14 protein-coding genes are annotated in these 20279 nt (G+C 69.9%); 4 read left to right on the top strand and 10 right to left on the bottom strand.

The annotated features are described in order from the left end of the window. Positions 1 to 69: 69 nt before the first annotated feature. The 5 genes from glgB to OG202_RS04840 all read right to left on the bottom strand — a co-directional run bounded on the left by glgB (position 70) and on the right by OG202_RS04840 (position 7907). On the bottom strand, positions 70 to 2307 hold the full coding sequence (glgB, locus tag OG202_RS04860; protein WP_327731208.1) for a 1,4-alpha-glucan branching enzyme: 2238 nt from the start codon (positions 2305 to 2307) through the stop codon (positions 70 to 72). A gap of 2 nt (positions 2308 to 2309) precedes the next feature. Beyond that, entirely contained in the window at positions 2310 to 3698 is a 1389-nt protein-coding gene (locus OG202_RS04855; protein WP_327731209.1) for a maltokinase N-terminal cap-like domain-containing protein, read from the bottom strand. Between the two features lie 29 nt (positions 3699 to 3727). Further along, positions 3728 to 5464 (bottom strand): maltose alpha-D-glucosyltransferase, encoded by a 1737-nt coding sequence (gene treS / locus OG202_RS04850; RefSeq protein ID WP_328222307.1) that lies wholly within the window; start codon positions 5462 to 5464, stop codon positions 3728 to 3730. After that, the gene (locus OG202_RS04845; protein ID WP_326585005.1) at positions 5461 to 7476 is read right to left on the bottom strand and encodes an alpha-1,4-glucan--maltose-1-phosphate maltosyltransferase; all 2016 of its coding nucleotides are present in this window, start codon (positions 7474 to 7476) and stop codon (positions 5461 to 5463) included. The genes treS and OG202_RS04845 overlap by 4 nt, the downstream gene beginning before the upstream one ends. A 62-nt stretch (positions 7477 to 7538) precedes the next feature. After that, the gene (locus OG202_RS04840) at positions 7539 to 7907 is read right to left on the bottom strand and encodes a DUF5133 domain-containing protein (protein ID WP_326585006.1); all 369 of its coding nucleotides are present in this window, start codon (positions 7905 to 7907) and stop codon (positions 7539 to 7541) included. Positions 7908 to 8173: 266 nt separating this feature from the next. Between OG202_RS04840 and OG202_RS04835 the strand changes: the two genes are divergently transcribed. After that, entirely contained in the window at positions 8174 to 8689 is a 516-nt protein-coding gene (locus OG202_RS04835) for a pep a2 (protein ID WP_326585007.1), read from the top strand. Next, the gene (glgX, locus tag OG202_RS04830; protein WP_328222306.1) at positions 8686 to 10812 is read left to right on the top strand and encodes a glycogen debranching protein GlgX; all 2127 of its coding nucleotides are present in this window, start codon (positions 8686 to 8688) and stop codon (positions 10810 to 10812) included. The genes OG202_RS04835 and glgX overlap by 4 nt, the downstream gene beginning before the upstream one ends. A gap of 61 nt (positions 10813 to 10873) precedes the next feature. On the opposite strand, the gene OG202_RS04825 is transcribed toward glgX, so the two are convergent. The 5 genes from OG202_RS04825 to OG202_RS04805 form a co-directional block, all read right to left on the bottom strand. After that, entirely contained in the window at positions 10874 to 11674 is an 801-nt protein-coding gene (locus tag OG202_RS04825) for a VOC family protein (protein WP_326585009.1), read from the bottom strand. 401 nt (positions 11675 to 12075) lie between these two features. After that, complete coding sequence (locus OG202_RS04820) at positions 12076 to 13107, bottom strand: LacI family DNA-binding transcriptional regulator (RefSeq protein ID WP_327731214.1); 1032 nt, start codon at positions 13105 to 13107, stop codon at positions 12076 to 12078. Then, positions 13104 to 14009, bottom strand: coding sequence for a carbohydrate ABC transporter permease (locus OG202_RS04815; protein ID WP_326585011.1), 906 nt, complete (start codon positions 14007 to 14009; stop codon positions 13104 to 13106). Before OG202_RS04815 ends, OG202_RS04820 begins: the two co-directional genes overlap by 4 nt. Further along, positions 14006 to 14929 carry a carbohydrate ABC transporter permease gene (locus OG202_RS04810; RefSeq protein WP_326585012.1) on the bottom strand — a complete coding sequence of 308 codons (924 nt, stop codon included), beginning with the start codon at positions 14927 to 14929 and terminating at the stop codon, positions 14006 to 14008. Before OG202_RS04810 ends, OG202_RS04815 begins: the two co-directional genes overlap by 4 nt. Further along, positions 14926 to 16248: an ABC transporter substrate-binding protein gene (locus OG202_RS04805; protein ID WP_327731215.1), complete on the bottom strand. Its 1323-nt coding sequence runs from the start codon at positions 16246 to 16248 to the stop codon at positions 14926 to 14928. The genes OG202_RS04810 and OG202_RS04805 overlap by 4 nt, the downstream gene beginning before the upstream one ends. A 209-nt stretch (positions 16249 to 16457) precedes the next feature. On the opposite strand from OG202_RS04805, the gene OG202_RS04800 reads away from it, so the two are divergent. Continuing rightward, positions 16458 to 18479: a beta-galactosidase gene (locus OG202_RS04800; RefSeq protein WP_328222305.1), complete on the top strand. Its 2022-nt coding sequence runs from the start codon at positions 16458 to 16460 to the stop codon at positions 18477 to 18479. A 216-nt stretch (positions 18480 to 18695) separates the two neighbouring features. Further along, on the top strand, positions 18696 to 20264 hold the full coding sequence (locus OG202_RS04795; RefSeq protein ID WP_326585015.1) for a glycoside hydrolase family 53 protein: 1569 nt from the start codon (positions 18696 to 18698) through the stop codon (positions 20262 to 20264). The last annotated feature ends 15 nt before the right edge of the window (positions 20265 to 20279 follow it).

Here is a 20279-nt window from a genome sequence, read left to right as displayed (position 1 = left end):
CTCCGATCCTGACCAGAAGGGGCGCGGCCCCTGGGGACGGGAAGGGCGGGTGCGGCGGGGGCGAGGACGTCACGCCGGGCGGAACCACACCGTCGCCAGCGGAGGCAAGGTCACGCGGATGCCGGCCGGTCGACCGTGCCAGGCGTGGGGCTCGGGTGTCACGGGGTGCGCGTTGGAGACGTCGCTCCCCCCATAGACCGCGGCGTCCGTGTTCAGCACCTCGCGCCACGCCGAGACGTCTCCGGGCACTCCCAGGCGGTAGTCCGCGCGGACCACGGGGCTGAAGTTGGAGACGGCGAGGAGCGGTGTGCCGTCCGCGTCGAGCCGCAGGAACGCGAAGACGTTGTCCTCGGCGGCGTCCCCGCTCACCCACTGGAAGCCGGCCGGGTCGGTGTCCCGCTGCCAGAGGGCGGGGGTGTGGCGATAGGTCGTGTTGAGGTCGCGGACGAGGTCCCGCACCCCCCGGTGGTCGGCCTGCGCGACGTATTCCGGATCGAGCAGCCACCACTCGGGTCCGTGGGCCTCCGACCACTCCGCCCCCTGCGCGAACTCCTGCCCCATGAAGAGGAGTTGCTTGCCGGGGTGGGCCCACATGAACCCGAGATACGCCCGGTGGTTCGCCCGCCGCTGCCACCAGTCGCCCGGCATCTTCGACACCAACGCCTGCTTCCCGTGCACGACTTCGTCGTGGGAGATGGGCAGGACGTAGTTCTCGCTGTACGCGTACACCATCGAGAACGACATCTCGTTGTGGTGGTACTTGCGGTGCACCGGCTCGTGCTCGATGTAGCCCAGCGAGTCGTGCATCCATCCCATGTTCCACTTCAGCCCGAAGCCCAGCCCACCGCTGTCCGTCGGGCGGGTCACCCCGTCCCAGGCCGTGGACTCCTCCGCGATGGTCACCACACCCGGCGCCCGCCGGTACACGGTCGCGTTCATCTCCTGCAGGAACGCGACCGCGTCCAGGTCCTCGCGTCCGCCGAACACATTGGGCGACCACTGGCCGGAGTCACGCGAGTAGTCGAGGTAGAGCATCGACGCGACCGCGTCCACCCGCAGCCCGTCGACATGGAACTCCTCGCACCAGTACACGGCGTTCGCCACAAGGAAGTTGCGCACCTCGGTGCGGCCGAAGTCGAACTCGTACGTCCCCCAGTCCGGATGCTCGGCCCGCCGGCTGTCCCCGGGCTCGTAGAGCGGCTCCCCGTCGAAGCGGCCGAGTGCCCAGTCGTCCTTGGGGAAGTGGGCGGGCACCCAGTCCACGATCACACCGATCCCGGCCCGGTGCAGCGCGTCGACGAGGTATCTGAAGTCGTCGGGGGTGCCGAGCCGAGCCGTGGGCGCGTAGAAACCGGTGATCTGGTAGCCCCAGGAGCCGCTGAACGGGTGCTGGGCGACCGGCATCAGCTCGACGTGGGTGAAGCCGAGGTCGCGGACGTACTCCGGGAGTACATCAGCGAGTTGACGGTACGTCAGCCCCGGCCGCCAGGACGGAAGATGGATCTCGTAGACGGAGAACGGGGCCTCGTGCACCGGGATGTCCCCGCGCCCGGCCATCCACTCCGCGTCATCCCACTCGTAGTGCGAGGCCGTGACGACGGACGCCGTCGCGGGCGGCACCTCCGCCTGGCGTGCCATCGGGTCGGCCTTGAGGAGACGGTGGCCGTGCCGGGAGGTGATCTCGAACTTGTAGTGGGCGCCCTCGCCCACCCCCGGCACGAACAGCTCCCAGACGCCGGACGAACCGAGGGACCTCATCGGGAACGCCGTCCCGTTCCAGCAGCCGAAGTCCCCGACGACCCGCACCCCTCGGGCGTTCGGCGCCCACACGGTGAAGCGGGTGCCGGTCACGCCCTGGTGGGTCATCGGCTCGGCGCCGAGCGCCTTCCACAGCTGCTCGTGCCGCCCCTCACGGATCAGGTGCAGGTCCAGTTCACCGAGCGCGGGCAGGAAACGGTACGGGTCATGGACCTCGTGGTCGGTGTCCTCGTAGGCGACGAGCAGCGTGTACTCCGGGACGGCGTCCAGCGGGAGCAGGACGGAGAAGAGACCGTCGCCCTCCGAGGCGAGATAGGTGCGCTCGCCGTCGATCACGACGCTCACGGCATGCGCGTACGGACGCAGGGCCCGCACGGCCACCCCGCCCGGCACCGGATGGGCGCCGAGCAGGGCGTGCGGATCGTGGTGGGCGCCGGAGAGCAGCCGCGCACGGTCGTCGGGGGCCAGGGGAGGGGCGGCCACGGTCAGCCGGGGCCTGCGCGGGGGCGGGCCCGCCGCCTCGGGGGAAGTGGTGTCGCGCAGGGCCACGGTCAGTCTCCTCTCACGGCGAGACGCTCGATCGCCGCCATCGGTACGGGAAGCCAGTCGGGGCGGTGCCGGGCCTCGTAGAGGACCTCGTACACGGCCCGGTCCGTCTCATAGGCGCGCAGCAGTCCGTGCTTCTTGCGCGGGTCCCAGCCGGCGTGGGCCGCGTAGCCCGCGCAGTAGGCCTCCCGGCAGCGGCGGGCCCACTCCGGGCGCCAGGGGCGGCGCTGCCGGGCGGCGTAGTCGAAGGAACGCAGCATGCCGGCGATGTCCCGCACCGGCGACTGGGTGCCGCACCGTTCGGCCAGCGGACGGGACGGCTCGCCCTCGAAGTCGATGACGAACCACTCCCGGCCGGCCCGCAGCACCTGTCCCAGGTGCAGATCGCCGTGGACACGCTGCGCGGGCGGCCCGACATCGCAGGAGAGCAGGGCACGGAAGGCGGTGCGCAGCCCGGGGACGAACGGCCGCAGCGCCGGTACGCAGCGCGCTGCCGCGTCCAGCCGCTCGGTCATCGCGGCCGCCGTCCGTCCGTTCTCGTCATGGGCCCCGGAGGGGAAGGCCGAGGCCAGTGCCAGATGCACCTCCGCCGTGGCCCGGCCCAGCTCACGGGCCTGCGCGGTGAAGTCGTGCCCGGCGGCGAGCGCGCCGAGCGCCAGCGTCCAGCCGTCGGACGCGTCGGGCAGGAACGGCTGCAGCACGCCGAGTGTCGCCGGGAACGGATCGGTGGTCCTGAACCAGGCGACCGGCGCCGGTACCCGGCCGCACCCCTGCCCGGCCAGCGCGCCCGGCACCTCCAGATCGGGGTTCACGCCCGGCTGGATGCGCCGGAAGACCTTCAGGATGAACGCGTCCCCGTACACCAGCGAGGAGTTGGACTGCTCGGCATCCAGCAGCCGAGGCGCCAGACCGGCCGGTACCCGTACGTCCGGGTCCGCCTCGAAACACAGCGGGCCCGTCGTACCGGGGTGCCGCAGCCGCTCGAGGAGCAACTGGGCCGAGCGGGGGTCGTACAGCGCGTCGTACACGGTCAGCCCCGCCAACGGACCTTCGTGCGCCTGCCCGATGAGCGCCCGGCCGAGGCGCGGCACCACCTGCTCGCGCACCCCGAGCAGCAGCTGATAGCAGTCACCTGCCGGGGCGGCGCCACCGGGCGCGGGCACCCCGCTGTGGCCGGTGTGGCTCGGCTGACCGGTGTGCACGAGCAGATGCAGACAGCCCGGATACAGCTCGGTCATCGACAGCAGGGCGAGGTCCGTGACGGGCCGGTCCTTGCCGGCGAACCAGCGCTGCCGCGGCAGCCACGCGCGCAGCAGTCCGGCGAGCGAGGTCATGAGGTCGGCGGCGACCCCGTCGCTGCTCGGCCGGAGCAGTGCGGTTGCGGTCTTCGACATGGTGACGCGTCCTTTCGCCGGCCCGCGCTTCAACGCCCTCGGGCAGCGCGGGAGAGGACTCGGGAGAGCCGGAACCAGTAGAAGCCGTGGCCCGCGAGGGTGAGCAGATAGGGCAGTTCACCGATGGCGGGGAAACGGACGCCGCCGATGAGTTCGACGGGGTGGCGTCCTTCGTAGGCGCGCAGATCGAGTTCGGTGGGCTGCGGAAAGCGGGAGAAGTTGTTCACGCACAGCACCAGGTCGTCCCCGTCCTCCTCGATCGAGGGGGCCTCCCGGAGATACGCCAGCACGGCCGGGTTGGACGACGACAACTCGGTGTAGCTGCCGAGGCCGAACGCCGGGTTCTGCTTGCGGATCTCGATCATCCGGCGGGTCCAGTGCAGCAGCGACGAGGGGGACGACATCGACGCCTCGACGTTGGTGACCTGGTAGCCGTAGACGGGGTCCATGATCGTCGGCAGGTAGAGGCGGCCGGGATCGCAGGAGGAGAAGCCCGCGTTGCGGTCCGGCGTCCACTGCATGGGGGTGCGTACGGCGTCGCGGTCGCCGAGCCAGATGTTGTCGCCCATGCCGATCTCGTCGCCGTAGTAGAGGATCGGCGAGCCGGGCAGGGACAGCAGCAGGGCGGTGAACAGTTCGATCTGGTTGCGGTCGTTGTCCAGGAGCGGGGCGAGCCGGCGGCGGATGCCGATGTTGGCGCGCATGCGCGGGTCTTTGGCGTATTCCGCGTACATGTAGTCGCGTTCTTCGTCCGTGACCATTTCGAGCGTGAGCTCGTCGTGGTTGCGCAGGAAGATGCCCCATTGGCAGCTGGAGGGAATGGCCGGGGTCTTGGCGAGGATTTCCGAGACCGGGTAGCGGGATTCCCTGCGCACGGCCATGAAGATGCGTGGCATGACGGGGAAATGGAACGCCATGTGGCATTCGTCGCCCCCGCTCGCGAAGTCGCCGAAGTAGTCGACGACGTCCTCCGGCCACTGGTTCGCCTCCGCGAGGATGACCGTGTCCGGATACAACGCGTCGATCTCCCGGCGGACGTGTTTGAGGAACGTGTGGGTGGCCGGGAGGTTCTCGCAGTTGGTGCCTTCCTCCTGGTAGAGGTAGGGGACGGCGTCGAGGCGGAAGCCGTCGATGCCGAGGTCCAGCCAGAACCGCAGGGCGGCCAGCATTTCCTCCCGGACGGACGGGTTCTCGTAGTTGAGGTCCGGTTGGTGGGAGAAGAACCGGTGCCAGAAGTACTGCTTGCGCACCGGGTCGAAGGTCCAGTTGGAGGCTTCGGTGTCGACGAAGATGATGCGGGCGTCCTGGAACTGCTTGTCGTCGTCGGCCCAGACGTAGTAGTCGCCGTAGGGCCCGTCGGGGTCTTTCCTCGATTCCTGGAACCACGGGTGCTCGTCGCTGGTGTGGTTCATGACGAAGTCGATGATGACGCGCATGCCGCGCTGGTGGGCGGCGTCGACGAATTCCACGAAGTCGGCGAGGTCGCCGAACTCGGGGAGGACGGCGGTGTAGTCGGAGACGTCGTAGCCGCCGTCGCGCAGGGGCGAGGTGAAGAACGGCGGGAGCCAGATGCAGTCGATGCCCAGCCACTGCAGGTAGTCGAGTTTGGCGGTCAGACCCTTGAGGTCGCCGATGCCGTCGCCGTCGCTGTCCTGGAAGGAGCGGACGAGGACCTCGTAGAAGACGGCGCGTTTGAACCAGTCCGGGTCCCGGTCCTTCTGCGGAGTGTCCTCGAAGGTGTCCGGGATGGGTTTGTTCATGGTCATGGCGTGGCTGACGCTCCGATCTGCGACGAGGACGACGTGCTCTCGGCAGGGAGCTGGACGTGGAAGACGTGCGCGGGTGCCCGCCCGGGTTCCAGGCGCACGTAGTTCGTCCTTCCCCAGCGGTAGGTCTCTCCCGTCAGCTCGTCGCGCACCGGCACGTGCTCGCCCGGGCCCAGGCCGAGTTCCGCCATGTCGAGCGTGATCCAGGCCTCCTGGATGTGGTGGGGGTCGAGGTTGACGACCACCACGACCGCGTCCGAGCCCGTGCGCTTGCCGTACGCGATCACCGCGTCGTTGTCCGTGTGGTGGAAGCGCAGGTTCCTGAGCCCGTGCAGTGCGGGGTGGCGCCGTCTGATGTCGTTGAGCGCCGTGATGAGGGGCGCGATCGTACGTCCGTCTTGTTCGGCTGTGTCCCAGTCGCGGGGGCGGAGTTGGTACTTCTCGGAGTCGAGGTACTCCTCGCTGCCGGGTTTGAGGGGGGTGTTCTCGCACAGTTCGTAGCCGGAGTACACGCCCCAGGTGGGGGAGAGGGTCGCGGCGAGGACGGCGCGGAGTTCGAAGGCGGGGCGGCCGCCTTCCTGGAGGAAGGCGTGGAGGATGTCGGGGGTGTTGACGAAGAAGTTCGGCCGCATGTAGCTCGCGGCCTCGCCGGCGAGTTCGGTGGCGTACTCGGTGAGTTCCGCTTTGGTGGTGCGCCAGGTGAAGTAGGTGTAGGACTGCTGGAAGCCGGTGGCGGCCAGGGTGTGCATCATCGCCGGGCGGGTGAAGGCCTCGGCCAGGAAGATGACGTCGGGGTCGGTGGCGTTGACGTCGGCGATCACCTGTTCCCAGAAGACGACCGGTTTGGTGTGGGGGTTGTCGACGCGGAAGATCCGTACCCCGTGGTCCATCCAGTGCCGCAGCACCCGTGTCGTTTCGGTGATGAGGCCGGGCATGTCGGCGTCGAAGGCGATGGGGTAGATGTCCTGGTACTTCTTCGGCGGGTTCTCCGCGTAGGCGATCGTGCCGTCGGGGCGGTGGTGGAACCACTCGGGGTGTTTGTGCACCCAGGGGTGGTCCGGGGAGCACTGCAGCGCGAAGTCCAGGGCGACTTCCAGGCCCAGTGCGCGGGCTTCGGCGACGAAGTGGTCGAAGTCGTCGATGGTGCCCAGATCCGGGTGGACGGCGTCGTGGCCGCCCTCCGGGGAGCCGATCGCCCACGGCACACCCACATCGTCCGGGGTGGGGGAGAGGGTGTTGTTGCGGCCCTTGCGGAAGGTGCTGCCGATGGGGTGGATCGGGGGGAGGTAGACGACGTCGAAGCCCATCCGGGCGATGGCGGGCAGGCGGCGGGCGGCGGTGCGGAACGTGCCGTGGGGCTGCTCGGGGGTGCCCTCGGAACGCGGGAAGAACTCGTACCAGGAGCCGAACAGGGCCCGTTCCCGTTCCACCAGCAGCGGCAACGGCTCCGACGACGTGACCAGTTCCCGCAGGGGGTGGCGGGTCAGGACCTCGTCCACCTCCGGCGCCAACGCCGCCGCCAGACGGTCGGCGACCGGGAGGGTGTCGTCGCGGAGCTTTGCGACGGCCGTCACCAGGGCGGCGTGCGGGCCGGCCTCCGGCACTCCCGCGGCGGCCCGCGCGTGGAGTTCGGCGCCCTCCTCCAGGACGAGTCCGGTGTCGATGCCGGCCGGGACCTTGATGCGGGCGGTGTGGCGCCAGGTGGCGATCGGGTCGCTCCAGGCCTCCACGCGGTACGTCCATCGGCCCACGGAGGTGGGGGTGACGCAGGCGCCCCAGCGGTCGGTGCCGGGGGCGAGTTCGCGCATCGGGGTCCACGGGGCGGGGCGGCCCTCCGGGTCCTTGAGCACGACATTGGCGGCCACCACGCCATGCCCTTCCCGGAAGAGCGTCGCGGTGACCTCGAAGGTCTCGCCGACGACCGCCTTCGCGGGACGCCTGCCACACTCGACGAGCGGGCGGACGTCCCTGACGGGGACGCGGCCGACGGCCGGTGCCGGGGTCGGGCTCATGGGGTCTCACCTCCGCCGTGCTCGGTAGTCGGCGCTGGGCCGAACGGGTGCTGCAACGGGTCCTACCGCCCCGCCGTGGAACGCCGCCCGGAGGGCGGACCACGCCGGACGGAACGGGTCTTGCCGGTCCGGTCCTTACGGGTCTTGCCGGTCTTGCCGGTGCGCTCCTCGCGGGTCTCGCCGGTCGTCTCCTGCTTGCGCACGCCGGTCTGTTCCTGCAGGTAGGTGGGCAGGCTCGTCTGCAGGTAGCGCTCGGCGGCCGCCACGGCCTCGCGGGCGCAGCGCTTGCCCATCAGCACGCACAGCGTGTAGCCCGAGTTCTCGAAGTTCTCCCGGGCCGCGCGGTCGGTCGGGGACGCGAGCATCGCGCGTTCCCAGGTGCGGTAGCGCCGCAGATGTCTGGCCACCTCGTTCTTGGCGGGCAGCAGCATGTGCTGGTCCCTCCCGGCACTCTCGGCGGAGCACGCTTCCCGGGGGAGGTCGTGCACGGAGGAGCACCGACCCCTTACGGAGCCGATGACTTCACTCATGGTGCACGCGCAACCACCAGGCGTCTTGTTAGTTCTTCAACTACCTCGGGAGTCGCTCGTGTTGCACGAATGGCGTAGCCCTCCCACTCTGGAGCTGACTCAGAAGTGATCGGTGCTCACGCTTGGTGCATGTGGGCGTGAGCTTCGCCGGTGAGGAGCCAACGACGATGAAGACCGCAGTGCCTCGCTACTACCACCTCGACGTGGAAGTCAGTCCGGAGCGGGTCGAACGGGTCAGGCGCATCCTGGCCGCTCACCTCCGGTTCTGGGACCTGGAGACCCTCGTCGAGCCCGTCTGCCACAGCGCGGAACTGCTTCTGCGCGCGATCGAGGAGCACGCGACGGACAAGAACACGTCGATCGAGATGTGGTGGAACGGTCAGCACCTCATCGCGGCGGTGGCCGAGAACGACCGTGAGCTGCGCCCGGACCGTGAACTGCGCCCCTGCCTGACCCGTATCGCCGCCCTGAGCAACGGCTGGGGCTGCTGCACCACGGACACCGGCAGCACGGTCATCTGGTTCACCCAGCGCGCACCGGTCGACCAGAGCGTGCGCCTGATCCCGGCGGTGCCCGAGCCCGCCCTGCGCGAAGTGCTCCAGGTACCCCGCGAGATGCCCGTGGCCGTCCTCGCCGGTGTACCCGCCGGTGAGGCGCCGGACGCACGCGAAGACGCGCGGTGACCGCGCGGCGTGACCGGAAAGGGGCGCCCGTGTGGAGCGGGCACCCCTACCCGCTGGGTGCGTCCTTCGACGGCACCGGCACCAACTTCGCGCTGTTCAGCGAGGTCGCCGAACGCGTCGACCTCGTCCTCGTCGACGACGGAGGCCGCCACCGCTCCGTCCCGCTCACCGAGGTCGACGGTTTCGTCTGGCACGGCCATCTCCCCGGCGTCGGACCGGGGCAGCGCTACGGCTACCGCGTGCACGGCCCCTGGGATCCCTCCGCCGGCCACCGCTGCGACCCGGCGAAACTGCTGCTGGACCCGTACAGCACGGCCGTGGACGGGCAGATGGACAACCACCCCTCCCTGTACGAACCCGGCGCCGACAGCGCGGGGCACACCATGCTCGGCGTGGTCACCGACCCGTTCTTCGACTGGGGGGACGACCGCCCGCCCCGGCGGCCGTACGCCGACACCGTCATCTACGAGGCACACGTCCGCGGCCTCACCCGCACCCACCCCGACGTCCCCGCCGAACTGCGGGGAACCTACGCCGGGTTGGCCCACCCCGCCGTCGTCGAGCACCTCACCTCGCTGGGCGTGACCGCGATCGAGCTGATGCCGGTCCACCAGTTCGTGCAGGACGGTGTCCTCCAGGACCGGGGCCTCGCCAACTACTGGGGCTACAACACCATCGGCTTCTTCGCGCCGCACCACGCCTACGCCGCCCACGGCACCCGCGGCCAACAGGTCACCGAGTTCAAGTCGATGGTCAGGGCACTGCACGCGGCCGGCCTCGAAGTGATCCTCGACGTGGTCTACAACCACACCGCCGAGGGCAACGAGAAGGGCCCCACCCTCTCCTTCCGGGGCATCGACAACAGCTCGTACTACCGCCTGGTGGACGGCGACTGGGGCCACTACTACGACACCACCGGCACCGGCAACAGCCTGCTGATGCGGCACCCGTACGTCCTCCAGCTGATCATGGACTCGCTGCGGTACTGGGTCACCGAGATGCACGTCGACGGTTTCCGCTTCGACCTGGCGGCCACGCTGGCCCGGCAGTTCCACGAGGTGGACCGCCTCTCGGTGTTCTTCGACCTGATCCAGCAGGACCCCGTGATCAGCCGCGTCAAGCTCATCGCCGAACCGTGGGACCTGGGCGAAGGCGGCTACCAGGTCGGCAACTTCCCACCGCTGTGGTCGGAGTGGAACGGGAAGTACCGGGACGCCGTACGGGACTTCTGGCGCGGCCGCCCGCACACGCTCGGCGAGTTCGCGTCCCGGCTGACCGGCTCCTCGGACCTGTACGAGCACAGCCGGCGCCGCCCGCGCGCCAGCGTCAACTTCGTCACCGCGCACGACGGTTTCACCCTGCGCGACCTGGTCTCGTACAACGACAAGCACAACGAGGCCAACGGCGAGGGCAACCGGGACGGCGAGAGCGTCAACCGCTCCTGGAACTGCGGAGCCGAAGGCCCCACCAAGGACCCGCGCGTCCGAGCGCTCCGCGCCCGCCAGCAGCGCAACCTCCTGGCCACGCTGCTGCTGTCCCAGGGCATCCCGATGCTCAGTCACGGCGACGAGTCCGGCCGCACCCAGCGCGGCAACAACAACGCCTACTGCCAGGACAACGAGGTCTCCTGGCTCGACTGGCGGCTGGACGACGAACGACGTGCGCTGCTCGCCTTCACCCGCGACCTCATCGCGCTGCGCGCCGCCCACCCCGTGCTGCGCCGCCGCCGCTTCTTCCGCGGTGACACGCCGACCCGCGCGGACCAGCCGCTCCCGGACCTGGTGTGGCTGCTGCCGGACGCCGAGGAGATGACCGACGCCGACTGGGACCGCTCCGACGCCCACGCCGTGGCCGTCTTCCTCAACGGCGACGCCATCGCCGAGCCCGACCCCCACGGCGGCCCGGTCGTCGACGACTCCTTCCTGCTCCTGCTGAACAGCCACTGGGAGCCGGTCGTCTTCCGCCTTCCCGGGGCCGCGTACGGCGAACGCTGGACGACCCGCGTCGACACGGCCGCGGAGCCGGACGATGTTTCGGACGAGTCCGAGCACAAGGCGGGCACGGAGATCACCGTCGAGGCCCGGGGGCTGGTCCTGCTGTCGCGGCCCTCCCGGGCCGGCTGACCCCCGCCGCTGTCACGGCCGTCACGGGCCCGCGGACTCCGCCGGAGTCACCCGGCGGCGGTCAGCGTTCGCTGCGCGACGTGATCGTGAACTGGGCGCCGTCCGGGTCGCGGAGCACCGCCTCGGACGCGTTCTGGGCGAGGACCGTGCCGCCGTGGTGCTGGGCGGCCTCGACACGATCCGCCACGTCGGAGACGGAGAAGTGGACCTGCCAGTGCGGGCGGATGGTGGGATCGGGCGCGGCTTCCAGCGCGCCGGAGGTGATCCGGGCCACCGCCTCACCCTCGCTGCGCAGAACGACCTCGTTCCCCTCGTAGCGGACCTCGCAGCAGCCGGGCTTCTCGGTGGCCCACTCCAGCACCTCGCCGTAGAAGATCGCGGCGTCGAAGGCGTCCCGGGTGTGGAGCCGGATGAAGGCCGGGGCGGCCTTGCGCCAGGTGTCCCAGTCGGTGAAGAGCGCGCCCTCCCAGATCCCGAAGGAGGCCCCGTGCCGGTCCGCCAGCAGGGCCGCCCGGCCGGGCGGGAAGGAGAGGGGACCGACCGCCACCGTGCCGCCGCGCTCCCTGGCCCGGGAGGCCGCCGCGTCCGCGTCGGACACGGCGAAGTACGGGGTCCAGGCGACCGCCATCTGCCACAGGGTCGCCACCCCGGCGATCCCGGCGACCGGCACACCGTCCGCGAGCGCGATCCGGAAGTGGTCGCCGAGCTTGGCCGTACGCCACTGCCAGCCCAGCACGGCGGCGTAGAAGTTCTCCGTGGCCGGCAGGTCCCGGCTGGTGAGGCTCACCCAGCAGGGCGCCCCGAAGACGGAATGGCTGGAGACGACGGTCTCCGTGCCCCGGTGATTGCTGTCGCTGTTCATGGCAGTCGTGTCCTGGTCTCGTCCGTCGGCACACCCCGGCCGCACTCCAGTCTCCAACCGGATGCCGGGCCGGTGCGCGTCGAGTACCCCCACGTCGGTGTTCCGATCCCGGTGGCGACGCGATCTTCGGACGACTGTTCGGGTGATGACCAGGCGTCCCCGCCCCTTACGGTGGGCCACTCGCGCATGCGCTGCGTGCCGGACGAAGGGAGGATTCCCTCCAGGGCCGACCAGACGGAAAGGCCCACGTCCGGGCCGGCCGCGACCGGCTCCGCTTTCCGCCGCGCCAGAGCGTGGCACGCGCGGCGATGCTGTCCGCCGTGTCGATGACGTTCGGCCGGCAACCGGACGAATCGGCGCGAGAGGCGTGGGAGAACCCGCCCTTCACGCCGTGCGGTGCCTCACGTCGACTCCCGCCGTACCAGCTCTGTCGGGAGGATCACCGCCGCCGGGTCCTCGCCGCCGATCTGGGCCAGCAGGACCCGCACCATCTCGTTGCTGATGCGGTCGTACGGCTGGCGGATCGTCGTGAGCGCGGGGACGGCCTCCGTCGCCGCGGCCGAGTCGTCGAACCCGCCCACCGACACGTCCTCGGGGACCCGGCGGCCCGCCCGGCGCAGTGCCGCGAGCGCGCCCTGCGCCATCAGGTCGGAGGCCACGAACACGGCGTCCATGTCGGGAGCCCGCGCCAGCAGGTGTTCGGTGCCCGCCTCGCCGCTGGCCCGGCTGTAGTCCCCGGAGACGATGAGCCGCTCGTCGATCTCGACGCCCGCCTCCCCGAGCACCTCCTTGTAGCCGGCGAGACGGTCGACGCCGCCGGGGGTGTCCAGCGGGCCGGTCACGACGCCGATGCGGCGGCGGCCCAGCGACAGCAGATGGCGCACCATGTCACGGGCGCCGTCCTGGTCGTCGGCGGCCACGTAACTCACCTTGGAGCCGGGCGCCATGGGCTTGCCGCACTGGACGAGGGGGATCCCCGCCTCGCGGAGTTCCTGGGCGACCGGGTTCCCGGAGTGGCTGGACACCAGCAGCACCCCGTCGACGTGGCCCGCCGTGATGTACCGCGTGATCCGGCGCCGCTCGTCCTCCGTGCCGGCCACCATCAGCAGCAGCGGGATGTCGTGCGCGGCCAGCGCCTGGGTGCAACCGCGCAGCAGGACATTGAAGTTGGGGTCCTCGAACAGCTTCTCCTGCGGTTCCGTCAGCAGGAAGCCGATCGAGTCGGAGCGGCCCGTGATCAGCGAGCGGGCGTGCCGGTTCACGACATAACCCGTCCTGCGGATCGCGGCGTTGACCGCCTCGGCGGCCGTCGGGCTGACGTAGTGACCGCCGTTGAGCACGCGTGAGACGGTTCCCCTGGAGACTCCCGCCTCGCGCGCCACGTCGTGAATGGTCGGCGGTTTGCGCCTGCCCCCCGTACTGCTCATGGTCATGACTTTACGGCTCCGGACAGCAGATCGAGGCTCCAGAACCGCTGGATGACCAGGAAGAGCGCGATCAGCGGGATCACCGCGAGCAGCGCACCCGTGATCACCAGGGTGTAGAGCGCCGGAGCGTTCGCGCCCTGTTCGAGGAGCGTGAACAGGCCCAGGGTGATCGGGAACTTCTCGTCGTCGCTGAGCATGATGTACGGCAGCAGGAAGTTGTTCCAGACGGCGACGAACTGGAACAGGAAGACCGTCACCAGACCCGGCACCATCATCGGCAGCGCGATCCGGGTGAAGATCCGCCACTCGCCCGCCCCGTCCATCCGGCCGGCCTCGACCACGTCGGAGGGGACGGCGGCAGCGGCGTAGATCCGGGACAGGTACACGCCGTACGGGGAGAGGACCAGCGGCAGCAGCACCGACCAGTAGCTGTCCGCCAGGTCCGCCTTCGCCATCAGCAGGTACTGCGGGATCGCGAGGATCACCGGCGGCATCAGCACGCCCGCCATCAGGACGTTGAAGACGGCCTCGCGGCCCTTGAAGCGGTAGATCGCCAGCGCGTAGCCGCTGACCGCGGAGACGGCCGTCGACAGGAGGGCGCCGAGGCCGGCGTAGAGGGCGGAGTTGCCCATCCACTGCCAGTAGACGCCGTCGCGGTAGGCGTTCAGGTCGGACAGGTTGTCCCCGAAACCGCTGCCCGGCAGGAAGGTGAAGGTGGAGAACAGTTCGCTGCCCGACTTGGTGGCCGCGATCAGCACCCAGGCGACCGGGAGCAGACAGTAGATCGCGCCCAGCAACAGCGTGAGCGTCGGGACGAGCGCGATCCGGCGGCGCAGCGGCGGGCCCTGGGCGGTTCCCGGGGTCGTCCCCGCCGCCGGGGCCGCCTTGTGTACGGCAAGAGAACTCATTGTGCTGCCTCCTGCTTCTGACGGGAGTTCGCGGCCCTCAGGAAGCCGAACGAGAGGACCAGGGTGGCCACGGCGATGATCACCGCGCCGGCGGCCGCCGAGTAGATGTCGCCCTCGCCGAAGGCGTCCCGGTGCACCTTCATCAGCGGACTCCACGTCGTGGACACGGAGTTGGTGAGGGGCTTGAGGGTGGTCGGCTCGCTGAACACCTGGAGCGTGGCGATGATCGAGAAGAAGAAGGTCAGCACCAGCGAGGGCGCCACCATCGGGATCTTGATCCGCAGGGCGGTCTGCAGCGGTGTCGCGCCGTCCAGCTTCGCGGCCTCGTACACCTCGACGGGGATCGCCTGCAGCGAGGTGTAGATGACGATCATGTTGAAGCCGGTGCCGCCCCAGATCGCGATGTTCGACAGCGCCGCGTACAGGCCGCCGCCGTCCAGCAGGTCCGGCTGGGGGAGCCCCAGCTTCTCCAGGACGAAGTAGAAGGGGCTGACGTCCGGGAGGTAGAGGAAGCCCCAGAGCAGGGCCGCCACGACACCCGGGACGGCGTACGGCAGGAAGATCGCCAGCCGGGTGAAGGGGGCCAGCCGCACCTTGTCGCTGTCCAGCATCAGGGCGAAGACCAGCGCCAGGCCGAGCATGAGCGGGACCACGATCGCGCCGTAGCCGAGGACGCGCAGGGTGCCGTCCAGCAGCTCGGAGTCGGTCAGCGCGTCGGTGTAGTTCTCGAAGCCCGCCCACACTTCGCTTCGTGCCCCCGAGCCGAGGCCCAGGCCCTTGACCTGCACCTTGTGCAGGCTGAGCCAGACCGCGTAACCGATGGGCAGCGCGAAGAACAGGGCGAAGAGAAGCGTCGCGGGGAGGAGGAAGGCGTACGGGGCCCCCTTGACCCCGTACGACCTCCGGCGTGCCGTCGTCACTCCGCGACCTCGAAGCCCTGCTTCTTCATGTCGGCGACCGTGTCGTCCTGCATCGTCTTCAGGGCGGCGCCGAAGTCCGACTTGTTCTTGGCGGCGGCGCCGAACGCGTCCTTGAAGGTGGTGTACGCGACGTTCACGTTCGGGCCCCACGCGGAGGGCGCCGTGGTCTTCGCTATCTCGGAGGCCGTGGTGTAGAAGTCGGCCTGGTTGGAGAAGAAGGCCGGCGGCTCGGCGAACGCGTCACTGGTCTGCGCGGTCGTGGCGGCCGGGTAGATGCCGCCCTCCTTGGCCAGCGCGGTCAGCGCGTCGGGGTCCGTGTTCAGCCAGGTGGCGAACTTCGCGGCGGCACCCTGGTTCTTCGAGTCCGTGGTGACGGCGGTCGAGGAACCGCCCCAGCTGCCGGTCGTGTTCTCGGAGGACGACCACTGCGGCAGCGGCGCCACCTTCCACTTGCCCTGGGTGTCGGGCGCGGCGGTGGTCAGCGTGCCCGGCGCCCACACGGCGCTGACCCAGGCGATCTGCTTGCCGGTGTTGAGCGCCTTGTTCCAGGCCGGGGTGTACATCGGCTGGTTGTCGACGGCGCCCTCCTTGACCAGGCCGCCCCAGAAGTCGGCGACCCGCTGCGTGGCCGCGTCGTCGATGCCGACCTTCCACTTCTGGCCCTCGGTGGTCCACCACGCGGCGCCGGCCTGCTGGGCGAGACCGGCGAAGAGACCGGAGTCGTTGGCGGAGAAGGTCGTCAGATCGACGTCCGGGTCCTCCTTCTTCAGCTTCCGCGCGGTCTCGGCGAACTCGTCCCAGGTCTTGGGGACCGTGAGGTCGTACTTCTTGAAGAGGTCCTCGCGGTAGTAGAACATCATCGGTCCGATGTCCTGCGGGATCGCGTAGACCGCGTCCGAGCCCAGCGTCGTCTGCTGCCAGACACCGTCGGCGAACTTGCCCTTGGCGTCCTGCGCCTCGTCCGCGATGTCGGCCACCGCGTCATTGCTGACCAGCGTCGGCAGTGCCTGGTACTCGGCCTGCACCAGGTCCGGGCCCTTGCCCGCCTTGTGCGCGGTGAGGATCTTGGTGACCAGGGTGTCGCCGGAGGCCTGCTTCTTCACCGTGACGGTGATCTGCTGCTCCTTGCCGGGCCCCTTGTTCCACAGGTCCACGACCTTGTCCATGCCCGGCGTCCAGGTCCAGTACGTCAGCTTCGCCGGCCCCGACTGGGCCTCGCTGTCGTCGTCGGACCCGCCACAGGCGGCAAGTGCGGTGGCGCCGAGCGTGACGGCGACGGCAGTGGCCACAAAGCGCCGGTGCTTCGTGATGTTGGGCATGGATCGTTCTCCCCTGACCTGGGTCCTCGCCTGCTGCGAAGACCATGCCATGCTCTGTGAGCGTTCACAGATAGTGCGTCTGTGAGCGTTCACAGTAGAGAAACATCCCGGACACTTGTCAATGGTTGTTGCTGTGCGGTTATGTTGGGCTCGCACCGCCGCCGCTGTGTGTGCACGTTCCCAGATGATCGACGCAACGGGAGAAATCCATGCCGGAGACCACCCCCACGGGCCTCACCAGGCTCGCCTTCGGTGGGGACTACAACCCCGAGCAGTGGCCGGAAACCGTCTGGCACGAGGACGTCCGGCTGATGCGCGAGGCCGGCGTCACGATGGTGAGTGTCGGCATCTTCTCGTGGGCCCTGCTGGAGACCGAGCGCGGGGTGTACGACTTCGCCTGGCTGGACCGCCTGCTCGACCTGCTGCACGAGAACGGCATCCGCGTCGACCTCGGCACCCCCACCGTCGTCCCGCCGGTCTGGTTCTACCGCGAGCACCCCGAGGCGCTGCCCGTGACCGCCGACGGCACCCGCTACGAGTTCGGCTCGCGCGGCGCCATCTGCCACAGCAACGCCGACTACCGGGCCGCCGCCGCGACCATCACCACCCAGCTCGCCGAGCGCTACGCCGACCACCCCGCGCTCGCCCTGTGGCACGTGCACAACGAGTACGGCGTCCCCGTCTCCGCCTGTTACTGCGATTCCTGCGCCGCGCACTTCCGCCGCTGGCTGGAGCGCACGTACGGCACGGTCGAGGCGGTCAACGAGGCCTGGGGCACCGCCTTCTGGGGCCAGCACTACACCGGCTTCGCTCAGATCAACCCGCCGCGCGTGGCCCCCACGGTCGGCAACCCCGGCCAGGCGCTGGACTACAAGCGGTTCGCCGACGAGACCATCCGCGAGAACTTCGTCGCCGAGCGGGACATCCTGCACCGCCTCGCGCCCGGCATCCCGGTCACGACGAACTTCATGACCGCGCTCAGCCAGTGCGACTCCCTCGACTACTGGGCCTGGGGCCGCGAGGTCGACCTCGTCACCAACGACCACTACCTGATCACCGACGGCCGCCGCACCCAGGTGAACCTCGCGATGGCCGCCGACCTCACCCGCTCGGTCGGCGGCGGGGCCCCCTGGCTGCTCCTGGAGCACTCCACCTCGGGCGTCAACTGGCAGGCCCGCAACCCCGCCAAGGCCCCCGGGCAGATGGCCCGCAACTCCCTCGCCCATGTGGCGCGCGGCTCCGACGGCGCCATGTTCTTCCAGTGGCGGCAGTCCCGGCGGGGCGCCGAGAAGTTCCACTCGGCGATGCTGCCGCAGGCCGGCACCGAGTCGAGGGTCTGGCGTGAGGTCGTCGAACTGGGCGCCTCCCTCGACTCGCTGAGCCAGATCCGCGGCAGCCGGACCGTCGCCGACGTGGCCGTCCTGTGGGACTGGCACTCCTGGTGGGCGCAGAACCTCGCCTGGCGCCCCAGCGAGGACCACGAGGCCCGCGAACGCGCCGACGCGTTCTACGAGGCCCTCTACGACCGTCATCTCACGGTCGACTTCGCCCACCCGGAAGCCGACTTGTCGGCCTATCCCCTTGTCGTCGTCCCCGCGCTGTACCTGATGACGCGAGCGGCGGGCGACAACCTCAAGGCGTACGTCGAGAACGGCGGCACCCTCGTCGTCTCGTACTTCTCCGGGATCGTCGACGAGCACGACGCCGTCCACGAGGGCCCGTACCCCGGCGCCCTGCGGGACGTACTCGGTCTGACGGTCGAGGAGTTCTCGCCGCTGCTCGGCGGGGAGAGCGTGCGGATCACCGGGCCCGACGGCTCCGAACTGACCGGTGACGTGTGGACGGAGTTCGTGGTGCCGCACGGCGCCGAGGCCGTGTGGACGTACGCCGACGGGCTCGCCGCCGACCGGCCCGCCGTCACCCGGCACCGGCTCGGCGAGGGCTCCGCCTGGTACGTGTCGACCCGCCTCGACGCGCACGGTCTGGACGCGCTGCTCGGCTGGGCGGCCGACGACGCGGGCATCGCGCCCCGCGCCGACCTGCCGCGCGACGTCGAAGTGGTCCGCCGCGCGGGGGAGTCGGGCGACTTCCTCTTCGCGATCAACCACACCGCCCTCGACACGAAGGTGCCGCTCGACACCGACGGCACCGAACTCCTCACCGGCGAACGCGCGGCGGGCCACCTCGCCGTACCCGCCGGCGGCATCAGGGTCGTACGCCTCGACACCTGATCACCAGATGTGGGCGGCGGCCGGTCACCGAGCCGTAGGAGGTGACGGCCGCCGCTCCCCGCCCGGGGCCGCCCCCCAGCCTCGGGCCATCCCCGACACCGGCCGGATCTCTGGGGACATCCGGCCGGTAACGGTGGCGCCGCGCCCACGGCCTTCGGGCGCGGCGCCACCACAGCACCGCGCAACCAGGTCCCCACCTTCGTCGAAGGGACGACGATGTTCCACGCGAGACGCGCCCTCAGGGCCCTGCTCATACCGCTGTTCGCAGGCCTGGCGCTCACCACCCTGCCCGCCACGTCGGCATCCGCCGCCTCCACGCTCACCAACGGGGGCTTCGAGTCCGGCGGCACCGGGACCGCGACGCCGGCCGGCTGGTCGACGTACTCGGCCGGCGGGCAGAACTCCGCCTCCTTCACCGAGTCCGGTGGCCACGGCGGCAGTTACCGCCTCTCCCACTACTCGGCCTCGGCCTACAAGGTGGAGACCTACCAGTACCTGTCCGGCCTGACCAACGGGAACTACAAGCTCACCGCGTGGGTGCGCTCCGGTGGCGGCCAGAACTCCGCCTACCTCGCGCTGAAGAACTGCGGCAGCGCCGAGCAGCGCACCGACATCCCGGTCTCCTCCAGCGGCTGGATCCGGATCGTCACCTCGATCGCGGTGACGAACAACCAGTGCACCATCAGCGTCAACTCCGACGCGAACGCCGGTAACTGGATCAACGTCGACGACCTGACCTTCGCCTCCGGTACGACGGGCCTGTCCATCAAGGGCTCCGACGTGTCGTCGCTCATCAAGAGCGAGGCCAAGGGCGGCGTCTACAAGAACAGCTCCGGCACCACCGGCGACGCGCTCGCCATCCTCAAGAGCGCCGGGCAGAACTACGCGCGCGTCAAGGTCTGGGTGAACCCCGCCGACGGCTACAACAACAAGACGCGCGTGCTCGCCGCCGCCAAGCGCATCAAGGCGCAGGGCATGAAGCTGCTGGTCGATTTCCACTACTCGGACACCTGGGCGGACCCGGGCGCGCAGACCGTGCCGTCTCCGTGGACGGGGCATTCCTACAGCCAGCTGAGGACGGACGTCTACAACCACACCTACGACGTCCTCAACGCCCTCAAGTCCCAGGGCACCACGGCCGACATGGTCCAGGTCGGCAACGAGATCAACGGCGGCATGCTGTGGTCCGCCGGCTCCACCTCCAACTGGTCGCAGCTCGCCGGTCTGCTCAACTCCGGCTACGACGCGGTCAAGGCGGTCAACTCCTCCACCCAGGTGGCACTGCACCTCGCCAAGGGCGGTGACCTGTCGGGCACCCGCTGGTGGTTCGACAGCGCGGTCTCCAACGGCGTGAAGTTCGACGTCATCGGCCTGTCGTACTACGGCTACTGGCACGGCACGCTCGCGGACTTCCAGACGACCCTGGACGACGCGGCATCCCGGTACTCCAAGCCGGTGTTCCTCGCCGAGACGGCCTACCCCTTCCGTCTCGACAGCGAGGACTCGCACGAGAACATCATCGACCTGAGCAGTGAACTCGTGTCCGGCTACCCGGCCACGACCGCCGGTCAGACCCGCTGGATGAAGGACGTCGCGAGCATCGTCGAGGCCGTCCCGAACGGCCGTGGTCTCGGGATCTTCTACTGGGAGTCGACCTGGACCGCACGCACCGGCAACGGCTGGGACCCCACCGACGCGTCCTCCGGCAACGGCTGGGAGAACCAGGCGCTGTTCGGCTATGACGACAGGGCGCTTCCTGCGATGGCGTGGTTCAGCCATCGGTAGCGCTCAGCGTCCCTG

The organism is Streptomyces sp. NBC_00310, assembly GCF_036208085.1.
GTDB lineage: Bacteria > Actinomycetota > Actinomycetes > Streptomycetales > Streptomycetaceae > Streptomyces.
Note: the sequence above shows the minus strand (reverse complement) of the source record. Positions and strands in the feature narration are given on the sequence as shown.